The organism is Streptococcus respiraculi (assembly GCF_003595525.1).
In the GTDB taxonomy this organism is placed as follows: Bacteria; Bacillota; Bacilli; order Lactobacillales; family Streptococcaceae; genus Streptococcus; species Streptococcus respiraculi.
On record NZ_CP022680.1, the window covers coordinates 820,239 to 842,394 of the forward strand.

Annotated in this window: 22 protein-coding genes; 15 read left to right on the forward strand and 7 right to left on the reverse strand. The window is 42.7% G+C overall.

The features are described 5' to 3' along the window. Positions 1-18: 18 nt before the first annotated feature. The 3 genes from CHF41_RS04145 to CHF41_RS04155 all read right to left on the reverse strand — a co-directional run bounded on the left by CHF41_RS04145 (position 19) and on the right by CHF41_RS04155 (position 3,382). Positions 19-690 (reverse strand): potassium channel family protein, encoded by a 672-nt coding sequence (locus CHF41_RS04145; RefSeq protein WP_119876116.1) that lies wholly within the window; start codon positions 688-690, stop codon positions 19-21. A 564-nt stretch (positions 691-1,254) separates the two neighbouring features. Further along, entirely contained in the window at positions 1,255-2,604 is a 1,350-nt protein-coding gene (locus CHF41_RS04150; protein WP_119876117.1) for a TrkH family potassium uptake protein, read from the reverse strand. Positions 2,605-2,842: 238 nt separating this feature from the next. Beyond that, entirely contained in the window at positions 2,843-3,382 is a 540-nt protein-coding gene (locus CHF41_RS04155; protein WP_119876118.1) for a Gx transporter family protein, read from the reverse strand. 222 nt (positions 3,383-3,604) lie between these two features. Here CHF41_RS04155 and CHF41_RS04160 point away from each other — a divergent pair, with 222 nt between their 5' ends. The 5 genes from CHF41_RS04160 to CHF41_RS04180 all read left to right on the forward strand — a co-directional run bounded on the left by CHF41_RS04160 (position 3,605) and on the right by CHF41_RS04180 (position 9,570). Then, positions 3,605-5,494, forward strand: coding sequence for an NAD(P)/FAD-dependent oxidoreductase (locus CHF41_RS04160; RefSeq protein WP_119876119.1), 1,890 nt, complete (start codon positions 3,605-3,607; stop codon positions 5,492-5,494). Positions 5,495-5,612: 118 nt separating this feature from the next. Continuing rightward, positions 5,613-6,605, forward strand: a complete 993-nt coding sequence (locus CHF41_RS04165; RefSeq protein ID WP_119876120.1) for a polyprenyl synthetase family protein — start codon at positions 5,613-5,615, stop codon at positions 6,603-6,605. Positions 6,606-6,737: 132 nt separating this feature from the next. After that, positions 6,738-7,253: an FMN-binding protein gene (locus CHF41_RS04170; RefSeq protein ID WP_119876121.1), complete on the forward strand. Its 516-nt coding sequence runs from the start codon at positions 6,738-6,740 to the stop codon at positions 7,251-7,253. A 312-nt stretch (positions 7,254-7,565) separates the two neighbouring features. Beyond that, on the forward strand, positions 7,566-8,621 hold the full coding sequence (locus tag CHF41_RS04175) for an FAD:protein FMN transferase (RefSeq protein ID WP_119876122.1): 1,056 nt from the start codon (positions 7,566-7,568) through the stop codon (positions 8,619-8,621). After that, on the forward strand, positions 8,614-9,570 hold the full coding sequence (locus tag CHF41_RS04180; protein ID WP_240622966.1) for a 1,4-dihydroxy-2-naphthoate polyprenyltransferase: 957 nt from the start codon (positions 8,614-8,616) through the stop codon (positions 9,568-9,570). The genes CHF41_RS04175 and CHF41_RS04180 overlap by 8 nt, the downstream gene beginning before the upstream one ends. Positions 9,571-9,960: 390 nt before the next feature. Here CHF41_RS04180 and CHF41_RS04185 read toward each other — a convergent pair whose 3' ends face one another. The 3 genes from CHF41_RS04185 to CHF41_RS04195 all read right to left on the reverse strand — a co-directional run bounded on the left by CHF41_RS04185 (position 9,961) and on the right by CHF41_RS04195 (position 11,461). After that, positions 9,961-10,392: a NusG domain II-containing protein gene (locus CHF41_RS04185; RefSeq protein WP_240622975.1), complete on the reverse strand. Its 432-nt coding sequence runs from the start codon at positions 10,390-10,392 to the stop codon at positions 9,961-9,963. A 63-nt stretch (positions 10,393-10,455) separates the two neighbouring features. Next, on the reverse strand, positions 10,456-10,971 hold the full coding sequence (locus tag CHF41_RS04190) for a DUF3278 domain-containing protein (RefSeq protein WP_119876124.1): 516 nt from the start codon (positions 10,969-10,971) through the stop codon (positions 10,456-10,458). A 280-nt stretch (positions 10,972-11,251) separates the two neighbouring features. Then, complete coding sequence (locus CHF41_RS04195) at positions 11,252-11,461, reverse strand: helix-turn-helix transcriptional regulator (RefSeq protein WP_119876125.1); 210 nt, start codon at positions 11,459-11,461, stop codon at positions 11,252-11,254. A 251-nt stretch (positions 11,462-11,712) separates the two neighbouring features. Between CHF41_RS04195 and rsmH the strand changes: the two genes are divergently transcribed. The 10 genes from rsmH (at position 11,713) to CHF41_RS04245 (ending at position 21,611) form a co-directional block, all read left to right on the forward strand. Then, positions 11,713-12,663 (forward strand): 16S rRNA (cytosine(1402)-N(4))-methyltransferase RsmH, encoded by a 951-nt coding sequence (rsmH, locus tag CHF41_RS04200; protein WP_119876126.1) that lies wholly within the window; start codon positions 11,713-11,715, stop codon positions 12,661-12,663. Positions 12,664-12,672: 9 nt separating this feature from the next. After that, positions 12,673-12,996, forward strand: a complete 324-nt coding sequence (ftsL, locus tag CHF41_RS04205; protein ID WP_119876127.1) for a cell division protein FtsL — start codon at positions 12,673-12,675, stop codon at positions 12,994-12,996. Continuing rightward, positions 12,996-15,254 (forward strand): penicillin-binding protein PBP2X, encoded by a 2,259-nt coding sequence (gene pbp2x, locus CHF41_RS04210; protein WP_119876128.1) that lies wholly within the window; start codon positions 12,996-12,998, stop codon positions 15,252-15,254. Before ftsL ends, pbp2x begins: the two co-directional genes overlap by 1 nt. A gap of 1 nt (position 15,255) precedes the next feature. Further along, entirely contained in the window at positions 15,256-16,254 is a 999-nt protein-coding gene (gene mraY, locus CHF41_RS04215) for a phospho-N-acetylmuramoyl-pentapeptide-transferase (protein ID WP_119876129.1), read from the forward strand. 76 nt (positions 16,255-16,330) lie between these two features. Next, a complete protein-coding gene (locus tag CHF41_RS04220; protein ID WP_119876130.1) occupies positions 16,331-17,674 on the forward strand; it encodes a DEAD/DEAH box helicase in 1,344 nt (447 codons plus the stop codon). A gap of 26 nt (positions 17,675-17,700) precedes the next feature. Then, a complete protein-coding gene (locus CHF41_RS04225; RefSeq protein WP_119876131.1) occupies positions 17,701-17,925 on the forward strand; it encodes a DUF4059 family protein in 225 nt (74 codons plus the stop codon). Between the two features lie 14 nt (positions 17,926-17,939). Beyond that, the gene (gene trxB / locus CHF41_RS04230; protein WP_119876132.1) at positions 17,940-18,857 is read left to right on the forward strand and encodes a thioredoxin-disulfide reductase; all 918 of its coding nucleotides are present in this window, start codon (positions 17,940-17,942) and stop codon (positions 18,855-18,857) included. Positions 18,858-18,866: 9 nt separating this feature from the next. After that, complete coding sequence (locus CHF41_RS04235) at positions 18,867-19,403, forward strand: YceD family protein (protein ID WP_119876133.1); 537 nt, start codon at positions 18,867-18,869, stop codon at positions 19,401-19,403. A gap of 87 nt (positions 19,404-19,490) precedes the next feature. Continuing rightward, positions 19,491-20,915, forward strand: a complete 1,425-nt coding sequence (gene gndA / locus CHF41_RS04240) for an NADP-dependent phosphogluconate dehydrogenase (RefSeq protein ID WP_119876134.1) — start codon at positions 19,491-19,493, stop codon at positions 20,913-20,915. 3 nt (positions 20,916-20,918) lie between these two features. After that, positions 20,919-21,611 (forward strand): response regulator transcription factor, encoded by a 693-nt coding sequence (locus CHF41_RS04245; RefSeq protein WP_119876135.1) that lies wholly within the window; start codon positions 20,919-20,921, stop codon positions 21,609-21,611. Positions 21,612-21,684: 73 nt separating this feature from the next. Here CHF41_RS04245 and CHF41_RS04250 read toward each other — a convergent pair whose 3' ends face one another. Beyond that, complete coding sequence (locus CHF41_RS04250; RefSeq protein WP_119876136.1) at positions 21,685-21,882, reverse strand: transposase; 198 nt, start codon at positions 21,880-21,882, stop codon at positions 21,685-21,687. Between the last annotated feature and the right edge of the window lie 274 nt (positions 21,883-22,156).

Sequence of the window (22,156 nt, forward strand, 5' to 3'; positions counted from 1 at the left end):
AAGAAAACGGAGAGTCTATTAGAGCTTATTCGTATATTCCTCAAAGTGATCAACTGTATGGTTATCAGTGACAGCCATAATCAACTCTTGTTCGTTAAAGACATAGTTCGGTGAAAATTGCACGTTCAATTTATGAGTGGTTGCATCGCGGTAGCCAATAATATTGAGATTGTAGTGTTGACGCAATTGCAGCTCAGCAAGGCTCTTGCCAATCCATTTTTGTGGTGCATGAAATTCAATAATCGTCACATCACCGTCTAGCTCAATCAAGTCGGTTGTATCGCGGTGGAGTAAGTGTTTAGCAAGGGAAACCCCTGTTTCTCTTTCTGGAGAAATAACTCGGTCAGCCCCGATTTTCAAGAGAACTTCCTTGCTTGTCTTACTCTTGACTTTGGCAACAATCTTAGGCACGTTCAAAGCTTTACAATGAAGAACAGCAAGGACACTTGATTCCAAGTTGCGCCCAGTTGCAACAACCACCGTATCACACCGATCAATCCCTGCAGCCCGCAACAAGTCCTTGTCAGTAATATCACCGACAATCCCCTTAGTCAGAACAGTCTCTAGCTGATTGATCCGCTCCGCATGGTTATCAATCGCAATAATATTACAGTCATAGTGATGTAAAGTCTTAGCAATCGTAGTCCCAAAAACACCAAGACCTAAAATACCAATTGTTTGAGTTTTCATAAAATCTCCTTAAATCAAGATACGAGGGCGTTAAAAAAGCGAAAGAAAAATAGGAAATACGACGAAGAAGCGGAAGCTTCTAGGAGTATTTATCTTTTTTCCGAGCTTTTAGCCCGAGTTCAATTCCGCAAGATACGAGGGCGTTAAAAAAGCGAAAGAAAAATAGGAAATACGACGAAGAAGCGGAAGCTTCTAGGAGTATTTATCTTTTTTCCGAGCTTTTAGCCCGAGTTCAATTCCGCAAGATACGAGGGCGTTAAAAAAGCGAAAGAAAAATAGGAAATCGAAGCAGGCTGTCTTGCAACCAATGAGATTTATCCCTAAAGGGAGCCACAGATGTAACCAACTAAAGTTAGAACACCTGCGTCTCTTTTTTCCGAGCTTTTAGCCCGAGTTCAATTCCGCAAGATACGAGGGCGTTAAAAAAGTGAAAGAAAAATAGGAAATCGAAGCAGGCTGTCTTGCAACCAATGAGATTTATCCCTAAAGGGAGCCTCTGCTGTAACCAACTAAAGTTGGAACACCAGCGTCTCTTTTTGTCAGTGAGTTGTAGCCCGAGTTCAGTTACACAATCATAGATGATTTTGCATATTGTATGGTTTCTTCCTTGGATAATTTCCGCGCAGAAAGGCTAATTAAAATGGACATAGGGCCAATTCGGCCAAAGAACATGAGGGCCATGATGACCAGTTGTCCTAGCTGAGATAGCTCAGGAGTTAGATTGGCCGTTACCCCAACGGTTGCAAGGGCTGACATGACCTCGAAGATGAGAAAGAGCATTGGCTGTTGAGGGTCGGTCATACTAATGGCAAAGAGTCCCATGAGAAAGACCATGATAAAGACGATAAAAGTTACGAAGGATTTTTGAATGGTCACATCGTCAATGGTTCGTGCTTTGAAGTTGGTATGGGGAAGTCCGATAATCTCGCTTCTTGCATAGAGGATTAAGGTCAGAAACGCTGTGATTTTAATCCCGCCCGCTGTTCCGCCAGGCGCTCCTCCCAGCATCATTTGAAAGATGTAAAAGAGTAGGGTTACAGGATTGGCCTTGGTGTAGTCAATGGATGCAAAACCAGCTGTCCGCATGGTCACAGTCTGGAAAAAGCTAGCTAAGACTTTTTCTGGAACACTCAATAAGCCAATCGTTGCAGGATTTTTGTATTCAGTCAACAGAGTAAGAACAGTCCCAATCAGAAGAATGAGAGCAGTCATGGTGAGGACAACCTTGGTATGGAAACTCAATTTTTTGAAACTCAGTCGCTTTTGAATCTTAGTCTGCATGTCAAACCAGACAGAAAAGCCCAGTCCTCCCATGATAATCAAGGCTGCAATAGTCAGATTGACCAAGGGATTGGTCGCATAGTTTATCAGACTAGTCGAGCCAAAATTATCAAAGCCTGCATTACAGAAAGCAGAAATAGCTAGAAAAATGGAAGAGAAAATCCCCCTTTGCCAGCCAAATTCTGGAACGAAGTGGAAGGAAAGGCAGACTGCTCCTAACGCTTCAATGGCAAAGGTAAAGCCGAAGACAGACTTGATAAAGCTACGGAAATGCTTGGTTTCTGCCAAGCTAAAACTTTCTTGCAGGGTTGCCATGTTGATAAAGCTGAGCTTTCGTCCTCCTCTTAGGGCAAAGAGTCCGATAAAGCTAATCAGGCTCAATCCTCCGATTTGAATCAACAACATACAGATAATTTGTCCCAGAGTATTGTAGGTTTCTGCGACAGGAACGGTAAAGAGCCCTGTTACACATACCATGGAAATGGTTGTGAAGAGGTGATCCCAGTATCTAGCCTCAGAACTTGCAAGCTGAGAAATCGGCAGAGATAACAGGAGCGAGCCAATCAGGATAACGCCTGCAAAGCTCAGGACAATCCGTTGGCTCGGTTTTAATTTTAAACTAAAAGTAGGCATGATTTCCTCTCGTAAATAGGATATGAGGATATTGTAGCATAAATTGCTCAAAATAACAGAAAAACCTACCAAATTTGGTAGGAAAAGAAGCTTAGAACCTGTATTCACAGCTCAGCAACTCTATTCAGAGCTTATTTTCGCTACTCATCGTTGCTTTTTCGAAATACAGTCAGTATTCCTTCAAAAAAAGCCTTGATGATCGTAAAATAAGAATTACTTGGCTTATGAATACAGGTTCTCATTTCCATTCTGCTAAAATGATTTGGTTGTAATAGCGGAGTGGGCCGACCTTTTTAAGCAGATAATTGGCTGTGAGTCCGACTAAAAATCCAGATAAAATGCCACTAAAAGACAGAACAGGCAGATAGTTTAGGACTAGTAACGATTGTCCAATCCAAGAAAAGACGAGGAGCTGACCGATATTGTGGAGCATACCGCCTAAAATAGAAATGCCAATGGCGCTGACCCGTTTAGGTCCTAATTGTTTAGCAGAAAGCATGCCGATGTAGCTAAGGGTAACTCCAGCAAAGCCATACAAAAAGGTCGAAAAGGTACCACCTAAAAAGGTCGAAATGAGGAGTCTGATACTGACTACCTTGACGCTATCCTTTGTAGGGAGAGTGAAAATCGCAATTAAGCTAATCAAATTTCCAAGTCCTAATTTTGCCCCAGGAGCAAATGAAAAAGGTGTTGGAATTAAGCGTTCGACTAGCGAAATGACAACGGCTTGGGCAGCCAGCATGGTGATAAACAGTAATTTTTGATTTTTTGAATTCATAAGTGTGTCTCTAGCTAGGGTAGATGCAAAATGGAGGGCAGTTCTATTATTAACTATTTCTCCAATCTTTCTACTTTCATTATACTATCTGTTTTTTAGAAGATATGCAAGTCTTTTTCATAAAATCGTTTGCAAAAAGCAAACTATCCAATTGTACAATTGTTTTAAAAGGTGTATAATAGGCTTTGTTAAAAAACAGACAAACTAAACGGAGGTTATGTTTTGACTAAAAATATTGTAATAGTAGGTGCTGGTTATGCAGGGATTTCTGCGGCGCGCTTACTCGGGAAAAAATTCAAGAAAAACGACGATGTGACCGTTACCTTGATTGATAAAAACTCATTCCATACCTATATGACAGAGTTGCATGAAGTGGCGGCTGGTCGTGTGGAAAAAGATGCAATCAAATATGACTTGAAACGCATTTTCAACAAGTATCCAAAAGTAAACTTGGTAACCGATAAGGTGCTTGAAATTGATTATGACAAAAAAGAAGTGATTGCAGAGCACCAAACACTTCCATTTGACTATCTCTTGCTTGCAATGGGTGGAGAGGCGAACGATTTTGGTATCAAGGGTGTAAAAGAAAATGGCTTTACTCTTTGGTCAATCGAAGCAGCAGAACGCTTGCATGACCACATCGTTGACTCTTGCTACCGTGCTATGCGCGAACATGACGAAGAAAAACGCCGTGCTCTTTTAACGTTCACTGTTATCGGTGCAGGTTTCACTGGTATTGAGATGATTGGTGAGCTGATTGATTGGGTTCCAATCTTGGCGCATGAATTCAAACTTGATCCAGCAGAATTCTCTCTCAAAGTGATTGAAGCTATGCCAAACATCTTGCAAATGGTCACTGAGAAAGAACAGGTTAAAACACGTAAATACCTTGAGAAAAAAGGTGTTGAATTGGTACTTGGTGATGGAGTTGCAGCTGTTGAAGTTGACAAATTGGTCCTTTCATCAGGTCGCGAAATCCCAACTTACACGTCTATCTGGACAGCGGGTGTACAAGCTAATAGCGACGCGAGCGAATTTGGAATTGAAAAAGCACGTGCAGGTCGCTTAGTTGCTAACGAATACATGGAAGCAAAAGGCAAGGAAAATGTCTATGTAGCAGGTGATTTGGTGTATTACGAAGAGCCAGGAAATGACGGCAAACCAACACCGCAAATCGTTCAAGCTGCTGAGCAAACTGGACACACTGCTGCGCAAAACATTATTGCTGCGATTACAGGTGGTGAAAAGCATAGCTACAAAGGGAAATACGATGGCTTCATGGTCTCAATCGGTTCTCACTATGGCGTTGCCTTCCTTATGGGCAAATACCATTTATCAGGCTTTATGGCAATGTTCATGAAGCACATGGTCAACTTGCTTTACTTCTTTACAATCCGTAGCTTCTTCTATATGGGGTCTTATGTCCGCCATGAATTCTTTGATATTAAGAACAAACGCAATATCTTTGGTGGTCATACATCAGGGAAAGGGAATCTTCTTTGGTCAGCGCCACTTCGTGTCTTCTACGGTTCTGTATGGCTCTATGAAGGGGTTAAGAAAGCTTTTGGTCTCTTTGGTACGACTTCATGGTTGGGAGATCAAGTTGTCTTCCCATTCCCATGGTTAGCAGACCCTGTATCGGGTGCTTCAGCTGCTGAAGCAACTTCTGGTGCTTCTCAAGCAGTCGCTGAAACAGCCCACGCTATTTTTGGACTCAGTTATGCGTATGGTGAGCAACCAATGACTGTTTTGGATGGCATGCCAGATTGGTTTGCGTCAATCATGCAATTCATGATGCCAAACCAAGAAGTTGCCCTCTTTATGCAAAAATTCATGACTATTGCTGAAATCGGAATCGGTCTTGCCTTGATTGCAGGTGCCTTCGTATGGATTGTCAGCGCAGCAACAGTTGCCTTGGTGGTGATGTTCAGTTTGTCAGGTATGTTCTACTGGGTGAACATCTGGTTTATTCCAGTTGCGATTTCATTGATGAATGGTGCTGGTCGTGCCTTTGGTCTTGACTACTGGATTATGCCATGGTTGGGTCGCTTCCTCGATAAGAAGATTTATGGCAAGCCCAAGCATATTTATAGATTAAAAGATAAACGATAATGAATAGTGGTTCTTGATTCCATTATCATTGAAATAGAGTAAAAATGATAAGGACTATTCAAAAAACGGGAGAAAAGTTTGCTGAATAGTTCTTTTTCTATGATGAAGTAGGAGAATTGTGGTACATCGAATTTGGGAGAATCATCCAGAAATACAAAGGGGCTTAGAACAAGTCAAGCGCATCATGTTGACAGAGATGAAAATGATTCATCCAGCTGTGCGCGAAAAAATTGTTGAATACATGGAAGCGCCGGGGAAATACCTGCGTTCTGGTTTGTGCCTCTTATTTGCTGAGGCTGTAGACGGAGAAATCAAACCAGCAAAGCTCTATTTTGCCGCTTATGTGGAGGTCTTGCACCTTGCTACCCTCATCCATGATGATGTCATTGATGAGGCAGAGTTGCGCCGTGGGATTGTGGCTGCTCACCGTCAATTTTCTAATCGGATTGCGATTTATGCAGGGGACTATCTCATGGCTTATGCAGGGCGACTATTTGCTAAGGGCATTCGCTTGCTAGATCTTGAGACAACAGAAACGGACTCTTTCAATGAGAGATTGATTGAGGGAATTTTAGCAGGGGAACTCGCTCAGTTGATGAACCAGTTTGATGCGAGCATGACCATGAAACGCTACCTCAAGCAAATTCAGGGGAAAACAGCTTTCTTATTTGGTCTCTCCTGTCAACTAGGGACTTTACAGAGCGGAACAGCTATCACGCACACTTCACCTGCCTTTCGGGCTGGTCGTTCCTTTGGCATGGCCTTTCAGTTGAGAGATGATTTAATTGATTACCAATTGACTGCTCAAGAATCGGGAAAGCCAGCTCGCCAAGATATTCAAAATGGCATCTATACAGCTCCACTTCTTCTCGCTATGGAAGAGGATAAAAGTATTCGGCAGGATTTGCTGGCAGTTATTGAGACTAAGGAAGAAAGACTGATTGAGCAACTGGTGGAGAAAATCAATCGAACAAAGGCAAAGGAGCGGACAAACTCCTTGATGCAGGCCTATCTTGACAAGATGGAGCAGCAGATATCGTTGTTAAAAACAGGCGGTCGTTCCGTAGATTGTGACTGGCTGGCTGAGAAAATGCTAGACCCCTATAGTTAAATAGACAAAAAATTTTTTATGTCCAAATTTACGTTAAACATTGGACATTTTTACCGAAAAAGTATATGATGATAGAGTAAGAAAACGCTTCAGTTTTAAGAGGCTGAGGTAGGGAAAAGGAGTTTTATTATAATGAAAACAACAAAAGTTGTGTTGAAAAGTGTTGCAGTCTTAGCAGCTGCGTTTGCCTTGGTAGCATGTGGTGCTAAAGAAGAAAAGAAAGACACAATGATGTCTTCATCTGAAACAACAATGTCTTCATCATCAGAAGCAAAAATGATGGGAGAATTGAAAGACGGTATGTACTCAGCAGAATCTGCTGCTGATGAGCGTGGCTACAAGATTGTTCACACTATCACTGTGAAAGACGGAAAAATCACTGAGTCTAAGTTTGACTACGAAGACAAAGACGGTAAAATGAAGTCTGAAAACGAAGAATACAACAAGATGATGAGCGAAAAAGCAGGTGTTTCTGCTAAAGAAGCAATTGACAAATTGAACGCTGGCCTTGTTGAAAAACAAGACGTAGAAGCAGTTGAAGTTGTTTCTGGTGCTACTCATACTTCAGAAGACTTCAAGAAGAGTACAACAGCTCTTCTTGCTGCAGCTGAAAAAGGGGACACTGCAAAAGTAATGCTTGACAAATAATCTAGCATAAAATAAAAAAGGGAGTGAGGACAGTCAGTCAACTGATTGGGGGCTCACTCCCTTTCTAGTGGATTTTTTGCTAGAAGATGATACAATGGTATAGAAATTATACCTTATCCTACTCACTGAGCATTAACAGGAATGTTTTCTTAGGCAGTGAAGATGTACGTAAAATTTTTTGTTTCTCAGATTTTCACTACAGCGAAAGGATTACGTCATGTGTGGCTTTTCCAAAACGAGCAGTGGAGTCTGAATGCGAAGGATAAGCTATTGTTGTCGAGTATAAAAGGACTAGAAAAGGAGAATGAGAATATGAAATGGAAGTGGCTAGCCATTCCGTTGGTGATTTGCGGCTTTCTATTAGGAGCTTGTCAGTCGAAGCAAACAGTCAAGGAGAGTTTGCTTGTAGTGGACAAACCCTTGACACGGACGGAGAGCTTGCTCCATACGGTTGTGCAGATTAGTATTTACCATAAAAACCAGGAAGAAGCAATGGACGAGGGGATTTCCTACGTCAAAGAAATGGAGCGACTCCTATCGACAAATCTGGAAGGTTCGGATATTTACCGTATCAATCAGGCGGCAGGAAAAGAAGCGGTCAAGGTTGATCCGCGTACCTTTGAATTGATTGAGAGGGCTTTAGAAATGGGGGAGAAGAGTCATGGCCGTTTTGATGTCTCAATTGGAGCAGTCAACAATCTCTGGAAAATCGGTTCAGAAGATGCTAGAAAGCCAAGCGATGAAGAAATCAAGGTGGCTCTCCCTCATATCAACTACAAAAATGTACAGTTGGATAAGAAAAACCAGACGGTTGCGGTAAAAGAAGGCATGATTTTAGAGTTGGGTGCCATTTCAAAAGGTTATATCGCTGACGGTTTGAAGCACTTGTTTGCAGAAAAAGGTATTACAACGGCTATTATCAATCTGGGTGGAAATGTGGTCGTGATGGGGACTTCCCCTGCCCACAAGGAAGGTTGGAAGGTAGGGGTTCAAGATCCTGATGAAGTGCGGGGAACCGTGGTCGGCTCAGTCTATGTAACGGACGGCTCAGTCGTGACTTCAGGAATCTACGAGCGCTATCTGGAAGTGGATGGTGTCATCTATCACCACATCCTTGATCCAACAACGGGCTATCCAGTTGAGAACAATATCTCAGGTGTGACCGTCTTTACCAAGACTTCTACCCAAGGGGACGCCCTTTCCACAACGCTTTTTCTCTTGGGAATTGATAAAGGCATGGAATTTATCGACCAACTGGAGGATGTAGAAGCGGTCTTTGTGGATAAGGAACGCGGTGTTCATCTAAGTAAAGGACTCAAGGAACGGTTTGAATTGAGTAATGAGGAGTATCATCTTGTCAATGACTAATGAAACAGGGAGAATTACCCTACCCATTTTTTTAGAATTTATTGAATTACGGACAAAGGTTGCAAGTGTCTTTCCTATGTTGCTTGGAATTGTCTGGGCCATTTATCGCTATGGTACTTTTAATGGTCTAAATACAGCCTTCTTCGTCCTTGCGGTCTTGACCTTTGACATGTGTACGACGGCCATCAATAATACCATGGACTATGTCAAGGCTAAGGATCAGGTTTACCGTGAGAAGCGCAATGTCATCGGGCGTAATCAGCTTGATTTTAGGCAGATGGTACAGATTGTCTTTCTGCTCTTGTTCTTTTCGATTGCGGTCTCGCTTGTCTTAGTCTGGCGGACGGATTTGATTTTATTACCGCTAGGAGCCTTGTGTTTCTTAATTGGTATCTGTTATACCTTTGGACCGATTCCTCTCTCGCGCATGCCGCTTGGGGAGATTTTTTCAGGGGTCACCATGGGGCTTGGCATCTTCTTCTTGGGAGTCTTTGTTCAAGCGCCGAATCTGCTTTTAACCAGTCGATTTGTTGGTGAATGGTTTCAATTGCAGCTGGCTTGGGGCAAATTCATCGAGATTGGTCTTATGAGCCTGCCTCTGGTCTGCTTGATTGCTAATATCATGTTAGCCAATAATCTGTGTGACTTGGATGAGGATATTCGCAATCATCGCCACACACTGGTCTTTCATATCGGACGGGAAAAGGGCCTCTTACTCTATACTTGTTTGGCAGCCTTACCGTGGCTTTTGTGGCTAGCTTATCCCCTTCTTGGCTTCTTGCCCTTCTGGGCTTGGATAGGTGGTGGTGTTGCTTTTCTCTCTTACAAGAGTCTAGGACGTTTTTTAGAAAAGCAAATCAAGCGTGAAACCTTTGTTGAAGCAGTCAAAAGTTTTGTTTTGTTTGCACTGATGTATCTGGTAGTTTTAATTTTAGCAACAGTACTATAAATTGAATAAAGATTAGGACATCGTTAAGCTGTTTTGATGAACGTCAGTTCTATCTGCAGCTCCTTTCCTTATCCTATTTAGCACTTTGGGATACTTTCTTAAATCGTGCGGTCGCAAGCAACCTTGTATTTCCGACCTTTAACAGTCCACTGGACTGTTAAAGCAATCTTGAGCCTAAGTACCCAAAAATGCCGTTCCTAGCAACTATTTTGCTGTTGCTGGTCATTCCACTATTTCGAATGTATCGCTTTTGGCTCACTTCGTTCAATTCATTTTCTTAAAGAGTAGATTTTTATAAGATAAAATAGTTATTTTTGATTTTCATTGAGTATCACTCCACTATATAAAGTATTCAAAAGGTCCTGAACGTTGCTCCAGGACCTTTTTTAGTTAAATCGGTAAAATTAATTCTTCCTCGTCATCGGATTCTTGGTCTTCAGGGACACGAATTTCAATGATGAGATTGTGTGGGAGGCAGACAGCAATTTCTCCTGGGCGACTGATCCAGCCTGTATTAACAGCTATTTGATCAGGGCTATTGTCTTCTTTGTCGCGAATCCGTTCTCCATCTACTTCAATGATATTGTACTGACCTGGATTGGGATGATAGGTCACTTCCTTGTGGGGCGTGCCTTTGGAGAGTTTAAATTCATCGACGACCTCTCCGTTAATACGGACAGAAGCAATCAGATAGGGCTCTTCTGGCTGTCCTTGACTGCCCGCATAGGTCACTATTGCTGGTACAAAAGACAACAGTAGGGTAATCCCAATCAGGATAAAATCAAAAGGTTTAAATTGACGTAAAATCTGTTTCATTCGTATCCTCATTCTCTCATGAATAAGAATATTGTAAAGGAATTTGACCACTTTGTAAACTGTTTGGGGTTATTCGGATTGTCCCCTTCGCGCTTTAAAAGAAATATAGAGTTGGCAAGCAAGACCAAATAGTGTAGCTCTTATGAAGAAGGAAAGAGCTGCTTTTACGGTAAAGAGAGAGTCAAAGAGAGGTACGTTTTGTGAGAAGGCATCATATAACCAAAGTATCCCTCCAAAGAGAATCCCAGCTTTTAGTCCCGCAAATTTCATTTGAGCTTGTTCTTTTTGGTTGAGTTCTTCTTTATCAATATCAGCCAAATGCAGGCTGTGGACTTTGACCAAGGCAAAGGTTGACGTTGTTAATAGGAGTAAGGTCAGTATGATAGGATAGGCAAAAGCAATCACTTCAGGATATTTGTCAGCTAGAAGTAGGGCAAGTGCATTTCCAATCAGCAGTACCCAAAAGAGCAGGATGAAACAGATACTGCCGATACGGTCTACTTCTCGACGCTTGTACTCATCGAGTGGACCTGTGATACCATAAAAGCGTTTCATCATTTTGTCAGTAAAGGTTTCTTTTTTCATGTTTGTTCTCCTTGTGTTTGTTTTATTTTTTGTTTGCTTACCTTATATACAACATTTGAAGTAACAATAAAAATGTGATGAGAATTTGTGCAACCAATTTGCAATGTAAGATGGTTGGTCATTGACAGTTGTAGGAGCTGAGTTGGATAACGATAAAAGTGATGAGTACGAATGTGGTTTGTAATCGTTTTTGTCTCATCTTTTCCGTTCTATAGTGAATGGAATAAAGGTTAGGTCATCGTTAAGTTGCTTTGCTGAGCGCCAGCTCTATCTGTAGCTCCTATTCCTTTCTCGAGCCACTATAGTCTTCCCAGAAGAGGGTGTTGAGGTCTGTATTTAAGGCACGGGCGAGATTGATACAGAGATCAAGAGAGGGGTTGTATTTGTCGTTTTCAATCATGTTAATGGTTTGTCTGGAAACGCCAATTTGCTTGGCTAGCTCAAGCTGCGACTTGCCGACATCGAGTCGGTATTCTTTAACGCGATTCATGTGTCCTCCTTTTGGTGTCAGATATATGCGACATGTCTATCTAAAATTTTTTGGAAGCAGGATAGAAGTCGTGATTCCATGGCAATCAGCTTCCTATTCGCTACTTCCCATTAAGATGTGTCAAATATAATAGACATATCCTTAGCTTTATCTTACACCTTTTGAGAGGAAATGTCAACTATATTTGACAGTTTTTTTGAAAATAGTTTTCCGGTTCGTTTTGAGATAAAATATGGTACAATAGTAAAGATATGATGAAGGAATTTAACCATACGACCGTATTATTACATGAAACAGTGGATCTGTTAGCGGTGAAGCCTGATGGCATCTATGTCGATGCGACCTTGGGCGGTGCAGGTCATAGTGAGTATTTATTGAGTCAATTAAGTGAACAGGGTCATCTCTATGCCTTTGATCAGGATGAGACGGCTATTTTGAATGCCCAAAAACGCTTGGCACCCTATATTGAAAAGGGGATGGTTACCTTTATCAAGGACAACTTTCGTCATTTACAGGTACGCTTGAGAGAATTAGGTGTGACAGAGATTAACGGAATTTGTTATGATTTGGGCGTATCTAGTCCTCAGCTCGATGAGAGGGAACGTGGATTTTCATATAAAAAAGATGCTCCCCTTGATATGCGGATGGACCGCACAGCGCCTTTGACTGCTTATGAAGTGGTTAATCGCTATGATTATCATGATTTGGTGCGGATTTTCTTCAAATATGGTGAAGATAAATTCTCTAAGCAAATCGCACGAAAAATTGAGCAAGCTAGAAGTGAAAAGCCGATTGAGACGACGACCGAGCTAGCAGAATTGATTAAATCTGCCAAGCCTGCTAAGGAATTGAAGAAAAAGGGACATCCTGCCAAGCAGATTTTCCAGGCTATTCGGATTGAAGTCAATGATGAACTTGGTGCGGCCGATGAGTCGATTCAGCAGGCGATTGAGTTGCTAGCGGTAGACGGACGGATTTCGGTTATTACCTTCCATTCTCTGGAGGATCGCTTGACCAAGCAGCTCTTTAAAGAAGCCTCGATGGTTGATGTGCCAAAGGGTTTACCTTTTATTCCAGATGATTTAAAACCCAAAATGGAATTGGTCTCTAGAAAGCCAATATTGCCGAGCAAAGAGGAACTAGAAGCCAATAACCGCGCTCATTCTGCTAAATTGCGCGTGGCGAAAAAGATACACAAATAGGTGAAAAACATGTTACAAGATCAACGAAAAGACGTGACCATGCGTATTATCAGTGAAAAAATCAAGACATTTTCTCGAGTGGAAAAGGCTTTTTATGGTAGTATCGTCTTGTCTAGTTTGACCTTGGCCGTTGGAATCGTCTTTATGCAGACTCGTCTTTTGCAAGTACAGACGGAGATGGCCCGTGTCAATCAAGAAATTAACAGTAAGCAAGTGGAAATTGATGATGCTGAGCAGGCAGTCAATGAATTGATTCGGAATGCCCGCTTATTGGAGATAGCAGAAAAAGCTGGTTTGACGTATAAGAATGATAATGTTGGAGTAGCAGAATAATGTCAAAACGCAAACAACAATTGTTACGGTATGTTTTAAAGAAACGCTATATTCCGTCACAAAATCGTCGTAGAGTGGGGCAAAGTCTCATTCTGCTGACGGTTTTCATCTTTTTCATCTTCTTGATTAATTTTGCCATTATTATTGGAACAGATAAAAAATTTGGGGTTGATTTGTCAGAAGGGGCAAGAAAGGTTCACCAGACCGAAGTGACTGTCCAAGCGAAGCGGGGGACGATTTATGACCGCACTGGTTTGCCGATTGCTAAGGATTCGACGACCTATACGGTCTACGCCATTATTGACAAAGAATATGTTTCTGCTCTGAAAGAGATTTTATATGTTGAGCCTCGTCAATTTAATCAGGTCGCACAGATTTTTAATAAACATTTGGGTCTTGAGACGGATTATGTCATGCAGCAATTAAATCAGCCTAAGCTCAAGCAGGTCTATTTTGGAACATTAGGAAAGAATATTTCCTACAGCACGATGACGGCGATTCAGCAGGAGATGGAAACTGCAGGTATAAAAGGGATAGCCTTTAACACCAATCCAGGTCGTCTTTATCCAAATGGGAATTTTGCATCGAGTTTTATTGGATTAGCTAATCTAGTCGAAGACGAGAATGATGGTAGCCAGCACTTGGAAGGTCAACGGGGGATGGAGTATGCCCTCAACAGTATCTTAGCTGGTCAAGATGGAACAATTGTTTATGAAAAAGATAGCCGCGGACGAATTGTTCCGGGAACAGAAAATGTCAAAGAAGCACGAGTAGATGGGCAGGATATTTATACCACGATTTCAGCGGATCTCCAGCGTTCCCTTGAAACGAATATGGATATTTTCTTTGGCAAAACCAAAGGAAGATATGTCAATGCGACCCTCGTAGCTGCTAAGACAGGTGAAATTTTAGCGACAACGCAACGACCAACCTATAACCCAGATACCAAAGAGGGGGTTGACGACAAGGACATCTTGCAACGCTCGCTCCTCTATCAAGAAAACTTTGAGCCTGGTTCTACCATGAAGGTCATGACTGTGGCTTCTGCTATTGATAATGGGACTTTTTCACCAAATGAATATTACAATCGCTCTGAAATCAAGATTGCAGATGCTACTATCCGAGACTGGGACGTCAACGCAGAGGATATATTTGCTCCACTAAGTTTGACCTATGCCCAAGGTTTTGCCCTTTCAAGTAACGTAGGGATGGTCATTCAGGAACAAAAAATGGGAGATGAGCGCTGGTTGAATTATCTGGAGAAATTCCGCTTTGGCTACCCAACCCGTTTTGGAATGGAGGGGGAAGAAGCAGGTCTTCTGCCAGAAGATAATGTGGTGTCTGTCGCTATGACCTCCTTTGGCCAAGGGATTCTGGCCACTCAAACCCAGATGTTGCGCGGCTTTAGTGCTATTGCAAATGATGGTATCATGCTAGAGCCGAAGTTCATCACAGCTCTCTATGATGGGAATACGGATTCGGTGCGCCTGTCTCAGCCAGAAGTAGTTGGAAAGCCTGTCTCAGCTAAAGCTGCTGCGGATACCCGCCAATATATGATTGGGGTCGGAACAGACCCGCAATTCGGGACCCTGCGAGCCTCTGATGGTCCTTTGATTCAGGTAGATGGTTATAACATTGCCGTGAAGTCAGGGACTGCTCAGATTGGTAAGGAGGATGGAAGCGGATATATGGAAGAGCCAAACGCTACCATTAATTCTGTCGTCGCTATGATTCCAGCTGAAGATCCAGAATTTATCATGTATGTGACGGTTCAACAACCAGAAAGTTGGACAAGTGCCTACTGGAAAGATATTTTCAATCCAACCCTTAAAGAAGCAATGCAATTAAAAGATAGCCTCAATCTGACGACACCAGCTCCAACTCTTGCTTCTGTTTCAAAAGAAACAGAGTATAAGTTAGGCAAGATTATCGGTAAACAGCCAGGAGTGACGGCTGGAATCTTGCGCCAGCAATTGGTGCAGCCGATTATTTTGGGAAATGGTGCAGAGATTAAAAAAGTCTCTGTCGGTATTGGCTCAAATCTCACCGCCAATCAGCAGATTTTGCTCTTGACGGATCGTTTTACAATGGTGCCTGACATGTATGGTTGGACCAAGGAAAATGTCGATATATTCTCTGAATGGACAGGGATTGAGATTGAGTACAGTGGCTCTGGTTCGATAGTTACCAGTCAGAATGCTGCAATCGGAAGCGACTTAGAAAAGACAAAAATAATAAGAATTAACCTAGGAGACTAATATGTATTCTGTAATCATAGCAGGACTGGTAGCCTTTGTGGCGACGGTTCTATTGATTCCAAGATTTATCAGATTTTACCAAGCAAAACGTATTGAGGGACAACAAACCCATGAAGATGTCAAGCAGCATCAGTTCAAAGCAGGAACTCCGACGATGGGGGGAACTGTCTTTCTAGTTGTTGCCATTGTTGTGACCTTTTTGTTTGCCTTATTGACCAATAGAATGACAGGGCCGGTACTTGCCATTCTCTTCATTCTCTTACTCTATGGAATCGTTGGCTTCTTGGATGATTTCCTAAAAATCTTCCGAAAGGTAAACGAGGGGCTGAATCCTAAGCAAAAATTGGCCCTGCAGATTCTGGGTGGAATTGTCTTTTACCTGGCTCATATACAAGGAACTGGTGGCGGAACGCTCAATGTGTTAGGCTACCCACTTCAATTAGGGATTTTCTATGTCGCCTTCGTCCTTTTTTGGTTGGTTGGATTTTCTAATGCGGTCAATCTGACAGACGGAATCGACGGCTTGGCTTCAATTTCAGTTGTGATTAGCTTGTCAGCTTACGCTGTCATTGCCTTTGTAGATGGTAAGTTTGACATTTTACTAGTCTGTGTGACCATGATTGGGGCTTTGATTGGATTTTTCTATTACAATCACAAACCAGCAAAAATCTTCATGGGAGATGTGGGCAGTCTAGCGCTCGGTGGGATGTTGGCAACAATTTCGATTGCTCTTCATCAAGAGTGGACCTTGCTTCTCATCGGCCTTGTCTATGTGGTGGAAACATCTTCTGTTATGCTTCAAGTGACCTACTTTAAATATACTAAGAAAAAGTTTGGCGAAGGCAAACGCATTTTTCGGATGACTCCCTTCCATCACCATTTGGAATTGGGTGGCTTGAGCGGTCAGAGTGAAAAGTGGAGCGAATGGAAGGTCGATTTCTTCTTGTGGGGAGTTGGTCTGGTCATGAGCTTACTGACTCTTGCTATCTTATATTTCTAATCACTCGTCAGTATCAAACAGCAGTCAAATGCTGTTTTTTTTGGTATAATAGGGTGAAGTAGAAAAAGAGGATACTATGAAATTTACAGAATTTAGCTTAAAATCTTATATTCAAGAAGCCTTAAAAGAAATCGGTTTTGTGAATGCGACAGAAGTTCAAAAACGCTTGATTCCGATTGTCTTGTCAGGGCGCGATTTGGTCGGTGAATCCAAGACAGGTTCGGGAAAGACCCATACTTTCTTGGTTCCGATTTTCCAGCAATTACAGGAAGATCTCGAACAGGTACAGGCAGTGATTACTGCACCTTCACGTGAGTTAGCAACGCAGATTTACCAAGCGGCGCGCCAGATTGCCCAGTGTTCGGAGATAGAAATCCGTGTAGTCAACTATGTCGGAGGAACAGACAAGCAGCGCCAGATTGACAAGTTGCAGACTAGTCAGCCTCATATCGTGATTGGGACGCCAGGGCGTATCTATGACTTGGTGAAATCAGGCGACTTAGTCATTCACAAGGCGACAACCTTTGTGGTGGACGAGGCAGATATGACCCTTGACATGGGCTTTTTAGAAACGGTCGACCGCATCGCGTCAAGCCTGCCCAAGAATCTGCAGTTCATGGTCTTTTCTGCGACGATTCCGCAAAAATTACAACCCTTTTTGAAGAAATATTTGAGCAATCCTGTCATCGAACAAATTAAGACACAGACAGTCATTTCAGATACGATTGATAACTGGCTGATTTCGACCAAGGGACGGGATAAAAATGCTCTTATTTTGGAAATTACAAGGCTCATGCAGCCGTACTTGGCTATGATTTTCGTTAACACTAAGACGCGGGCAGATGAATTACATGGTTACCTGAGTGCAAATGGTTTACGTGTGGCAAAAATTCATGGGGATATTCCACCGCGGGAGCGCAAGCGTATCATGAATCAGGTCAAGAATCTGGAATTTGAATATATTGTAGCAACAGATTTAGCAGCGCGGGGGATTGATATTGAAGGGGTCAGCCATGTCATCAATGATGCCATTCCGCAGGATTTATCCTTCTTTGTGCACCGTGTCGGACGGACAGGTCGCAATGGGCTAGCAGGAACAGCCATCACCCTTTATCAGCCAAGTGATGATGCTGATATCCGCGAGCTTGAAAAACTCAATATCCGCTTTGTACCAAAGATGATTAAGGATGGAGAGTTTCAAGATACTTACGACCGTGACCGCCGTGTTAATCGAGAAAAGTCAAGGGAGAAATTGGACCTTGAGATGATTGGTCTAGTCAAGAAGAAAAAGAAGAAAATCAAGCCGGGCTACAAGAAGAAAATCCAGTGGGCTGTCGATGAAAAACGCCGTAAGACCAAGCGGATTGAAAATCGTGCCAAGGGTCGTGCTGAGCGTAAAGCCAAGCGCCAAACCTTTTAGGCTGATGATGTAAAGTAGGAAAAGAAATGTTACAAACAATACTAGGTCTTTATCTAAAGGGACTCTTGATTGCAGCAGTCTTGGTGGTCTTGGCTAGTCTAGCCTGGTTTTTAGTCCGCCTTATCAAGAAAAAAGATAAGACAATTCAAGAACGTCAAGAAGTTCTCTTTGATTTATTAATTATCAACGTGATGACCATTCCCATTCTATCTTTCGGGGTTGTGGGCATCTTGCTAATGCTAAGAGCATAGAAAGAAGGAAGAAGATGTACGATACGATTATTATTGGAGCAGGTCCTGCAGGAATGACCGCAGCCTTATATGCGGCACGAAGCAATCTAAAAGTAGCTCTTTTAGATCGCGGAATCTATGGCGGACAAATGAACAATACAGCAGAGATTGAAAACTACCCAGGGTATGACCATATTAGCGGTCCTGAATTGGCAGAAAAAATGTTTGCACCGCTTGCGAAATTTGGGGTAGAACACCTCTACGGACAAGTGATTCGTGTGGAGACAGAAGGTCTTGTTAAACGGGTTATGACAGAAGATGAGACCCTAGAAGCTCACACGGTTGTCCTTGCTATGGGAGCGCAACACCGTTTACTAGGAGTGCCTGGGGAAGATACCTACAATAGCCGTGGGGTTTCTTACTGCGCAGTCTGTGACGGGGCTTTCTTTCGTGGGCAAGATTTGCTGGTTGTAGGTGGCGGGGATTCTGCTGTTGAAGAAGCTCTTTATTTGACCCAGTTTGCAAATACTGTGACGATTGTCCACCGCCGTGATGAATTGAGGGCTCAAAAGGTCATCCAAGAACGGGCCTTTGCCAATGAAAAAATCCGTTTCATCTGGGATAGTGTGGTCGAAGAAATCAAGGGAGATAACATCAAGGTACAAGAAGTCTTGATTAAGAATGTCAAGACAAGTGAGGTGACAGCTCATGCCTTTGGCGGTGTCTTCATTTATGTAGGGCTTGACCCGATGACCGATGCGGTAGCTGATTTGGGCATTACCGATGAGCAAGGTTGGGTCGTGACTGATGAGCAAATGGCTACTAGCCAAGCAGGTATCTTTGCAATCGGTGATATTCGTCAAAAACAATTGCGTCAAATCACAACAGCAGTTGGTGACGGAGCAATCGCTGGTCAGCAGGCTTACCACTATATCACTGAGCATGTGAACTAAGGAGAAGAGATGTTCCATATCCAAGATATTCAGAAAAAATCAGACGGCATTACCTTTGACGAGACCTTGGAACTTGCAAGTGAGCTCATGGCTCGAAATGCAGATATTCTAGCTGTTTCACCGATTCAGGTGGCAGGACGGGTCAGCTTTGAAGCGGGCTTCTTTCTCCTAAACTATCAGATGACCTATGACATCACGCTTGCGTCCAGTCGTTCCATGGAGCCTGTTGTCCTCTCCGAGTCACTCCCAGTCCATGAAATCTTCGTGGCAGATGAGCAGGCTTTGAAAGACCAGGATATGGTGGAAGAAGAGTTGGTGTTGATTGTTGAAAATGATGTGATTGTGCTTGCAGAAAGTGTTGCAGATAACATCCTTTTAAACATTCCGCTCAAGGTATTGACTCCAGAAGAAGTAGCAGGACAGGATTTGCCGTCAGGCAAGGATTGGACCTTGATGACAGAAGAGGATTATGCAGTAGTAGCTCAAGAGAAAAAGGAAGCAAACAGCCCCTTTGCCCAATTACAAGGACTTTTTGAGGAAGAATGAAATTGACAGAAAATTGGAAAAATCTTGTCAATAGGTCGATTTCATTGTATAATGAAAAGGATATTAAGAAATAGGAGTAGAATATTCATGACAAAAGCAAATTTTGGTGTTGTGGGAATGGCCGTTATGGGTCGTAACCTTGCACTCAACGTAGAATCAAGAGGCTACACTGTTGCGATTTACAACCGTTCAGCAGACAAGACAGAAGATGTTGTTGCAAGCAACCCAGGCAAAAAATTAGTGCCAAGCTACGATGTAGAAAGTTTTGTAGCATCCATTGAAAAACCACGCCGTATCATGCTCATGGTGCAGGCAGGTCCTGGTACAGATGCAACCATCCAAGCTCTTTTGCCCCACCTTGATGAAGGAGACATCTTGATTGACGGTGGAAATACCTTCTACGAAGACACCATTCGCCGTTCAAAAGAGCTTGCAAACTCAGGCATCAATTTCATCGGAACAGGGGTTTCTGGTGGTGAAAAAGGAGCGCTTGAAGGTCCGTCTATCATGCCAGGTGGACAAAAAGAAGCCTATGAATTAGTGGCAGATGTTTTAGAAGAAATTTCTGCTAAAGCTCCTGAAGACGGTGCACCATGTGTGACCTATATCGGTCCAGACGGTGCAGGTCACTACGTGAAAATGGTCCACAACGGAATCGAATACGGTGACATGCAGTTGATTGCAGAAAGCTATGACTTGATGCAACACTTGCTCGGTCTTTCTGTGGATGAAATGGCTGAAATCTTCACTGAATGGAACAAAGGTGAGCTCGATAGCTACTTGATTGAAATCACAGCAGACATCTTAAAACGCAAGGATGATGAAGGTCAAGATGGTCCAATCGTCGACTATATCCTTGATGCAGCAGGCAACAAGGGAACTGGTAAATGGACTAGCCAGTCTTCACTTGATTTGGGTGTGCCATTGTCCCTTATTACAGAGTCTGTCTTTGCCCGCTATATCTCCACTTACAAAGAAGAGCGTGTACATGCCAGCAAAATCTTGCCAAAACCAGCAGCCTTTGCCTATGAAGGAGATAAGGCTGAGTTGATTGAAAAAATCCGTCAAGCCCTTTACTTTTCAAAAATTATGTCGTATGCCCAAGGATTTGCCCAATTGCGCGTAGCGTCAAAGGAAAACAACTGGAATCTGCCATTCGGTGAAATCGCTAAAATCTGGCGTGCAGGCTGTATCATCCGTGCTCGTTTCTTGCAAAAGATTACCGATGCTTACGGACGTGATGAGGACCTTGCCAACCTTCTTTTAGACGAATACTTCCTTGATGTGACAGCCAAATACCAACAAGCTGTTCGTGATGTAGTAACCTTGGCAGTACAAGCAGGTGTGCCTGTTCCAACCTTCTCAGCAGCGATTACCTACTTTGATAGCTACCGCGCTGAAAACCTACCAGCTAATCTTATCCAAGCACAACGTGACTACTTCGGAGCGCACACATACGAGCGTAAAGATAAAGAAGGAATCTTCCATTACTCATGGTATGATGAAAAATAATCTATGGTAAAAAAAATCTTAATTGCAGGCCGTGAGCGCAATCTTTCTCACTTTGTCTCCATGGAGTTGCAAAAAAAAGACTACTTGGTCGACTATACTTCTACGGGAAAAGAAGCGCTTCAGCTTGCCCATGAGACAGATTTTGACTTGATTCTCATGAGTTTTCGCCTGTCAGACATGTCTAGTCAGGAGTTAGCGGCAGAACTGGTAAATATCAAGCCGACAACGGTCATGATTGTGGTAGTGGACAGCGAGGACGCAGCAATCTACGGTGCTGAGATTCAGCGCTATGCTGTTTCTTATATTATCAAACCTTTTGTCATCAGTGATTTAGTCGATCAGGTAACTTCTATCTTTAGGGGGCGGGATTATATTGATGAGCATTGCAAGCAGGTAAAGCTACAAGCAGCTTATCGGGACTTGAAGATTGATTTTCAAAATCGCACTGTCACCCGTGGTCCAGAGTTGATTAACCTGACCCGCAGGGAATATGATCTTCTTGCGACCTTGATGAACAGTCAGGAGACCTTGACCCGAGAGCAACTCTTGGATCGGGTCTGGAAATATGAAGCCACAGCTGAAACCAATGTGGTTGATGTCTACATCCGCTATTTGCGTGGGAAATTAGACCTACCCGGTCAAGAATCCTATATCAAAACCGTCCGCGGTGTAGGCTATGCCATGCGGGAAGAATAAAAAGAACAATAAAACTCTCATCAAGAACTGTGAACGGCTCCCTGTCAAGTAGATAGTCAAATAATAAAAGATACTAAGCAACCTGATTTCTGAATTCCAAAGGAGTCAGGTTGTTTAGTTTCGCTTGATAGCGTTGTGTATTGTAAAACTGGATTGTTTGATTATCGACCTGATATTGTTTACTGAGTTGGGTAAGCGACTGTTCTTGGTTAAGTAATAAGCAAACAATTTCTAACTTTTCTTCTACTGATTTTGGACTTCTTTTGGACATAGGAAAACTCCCCTTACTAGTGTCTAGTGAATGTTGGTTTTTTCACTGTCTACTATATGGGGAGTATATCACTGTTCCTGATGAGAGTTTTTATGTATGTCGATGATATGTTGTATCCTCTTGAATAACTCATTTTCCTCGGTAATGGCAGATGAGGTCAGTTCAGTCGAAAAAAGCAAGCCTTAGAACCTAGTGAGCTCAGATTCAAGGAAAACGATGATATCTAGAAGGTAGGGAGTTTGTTTTCAGGAAATCTTCTAGAAATCATATTGGA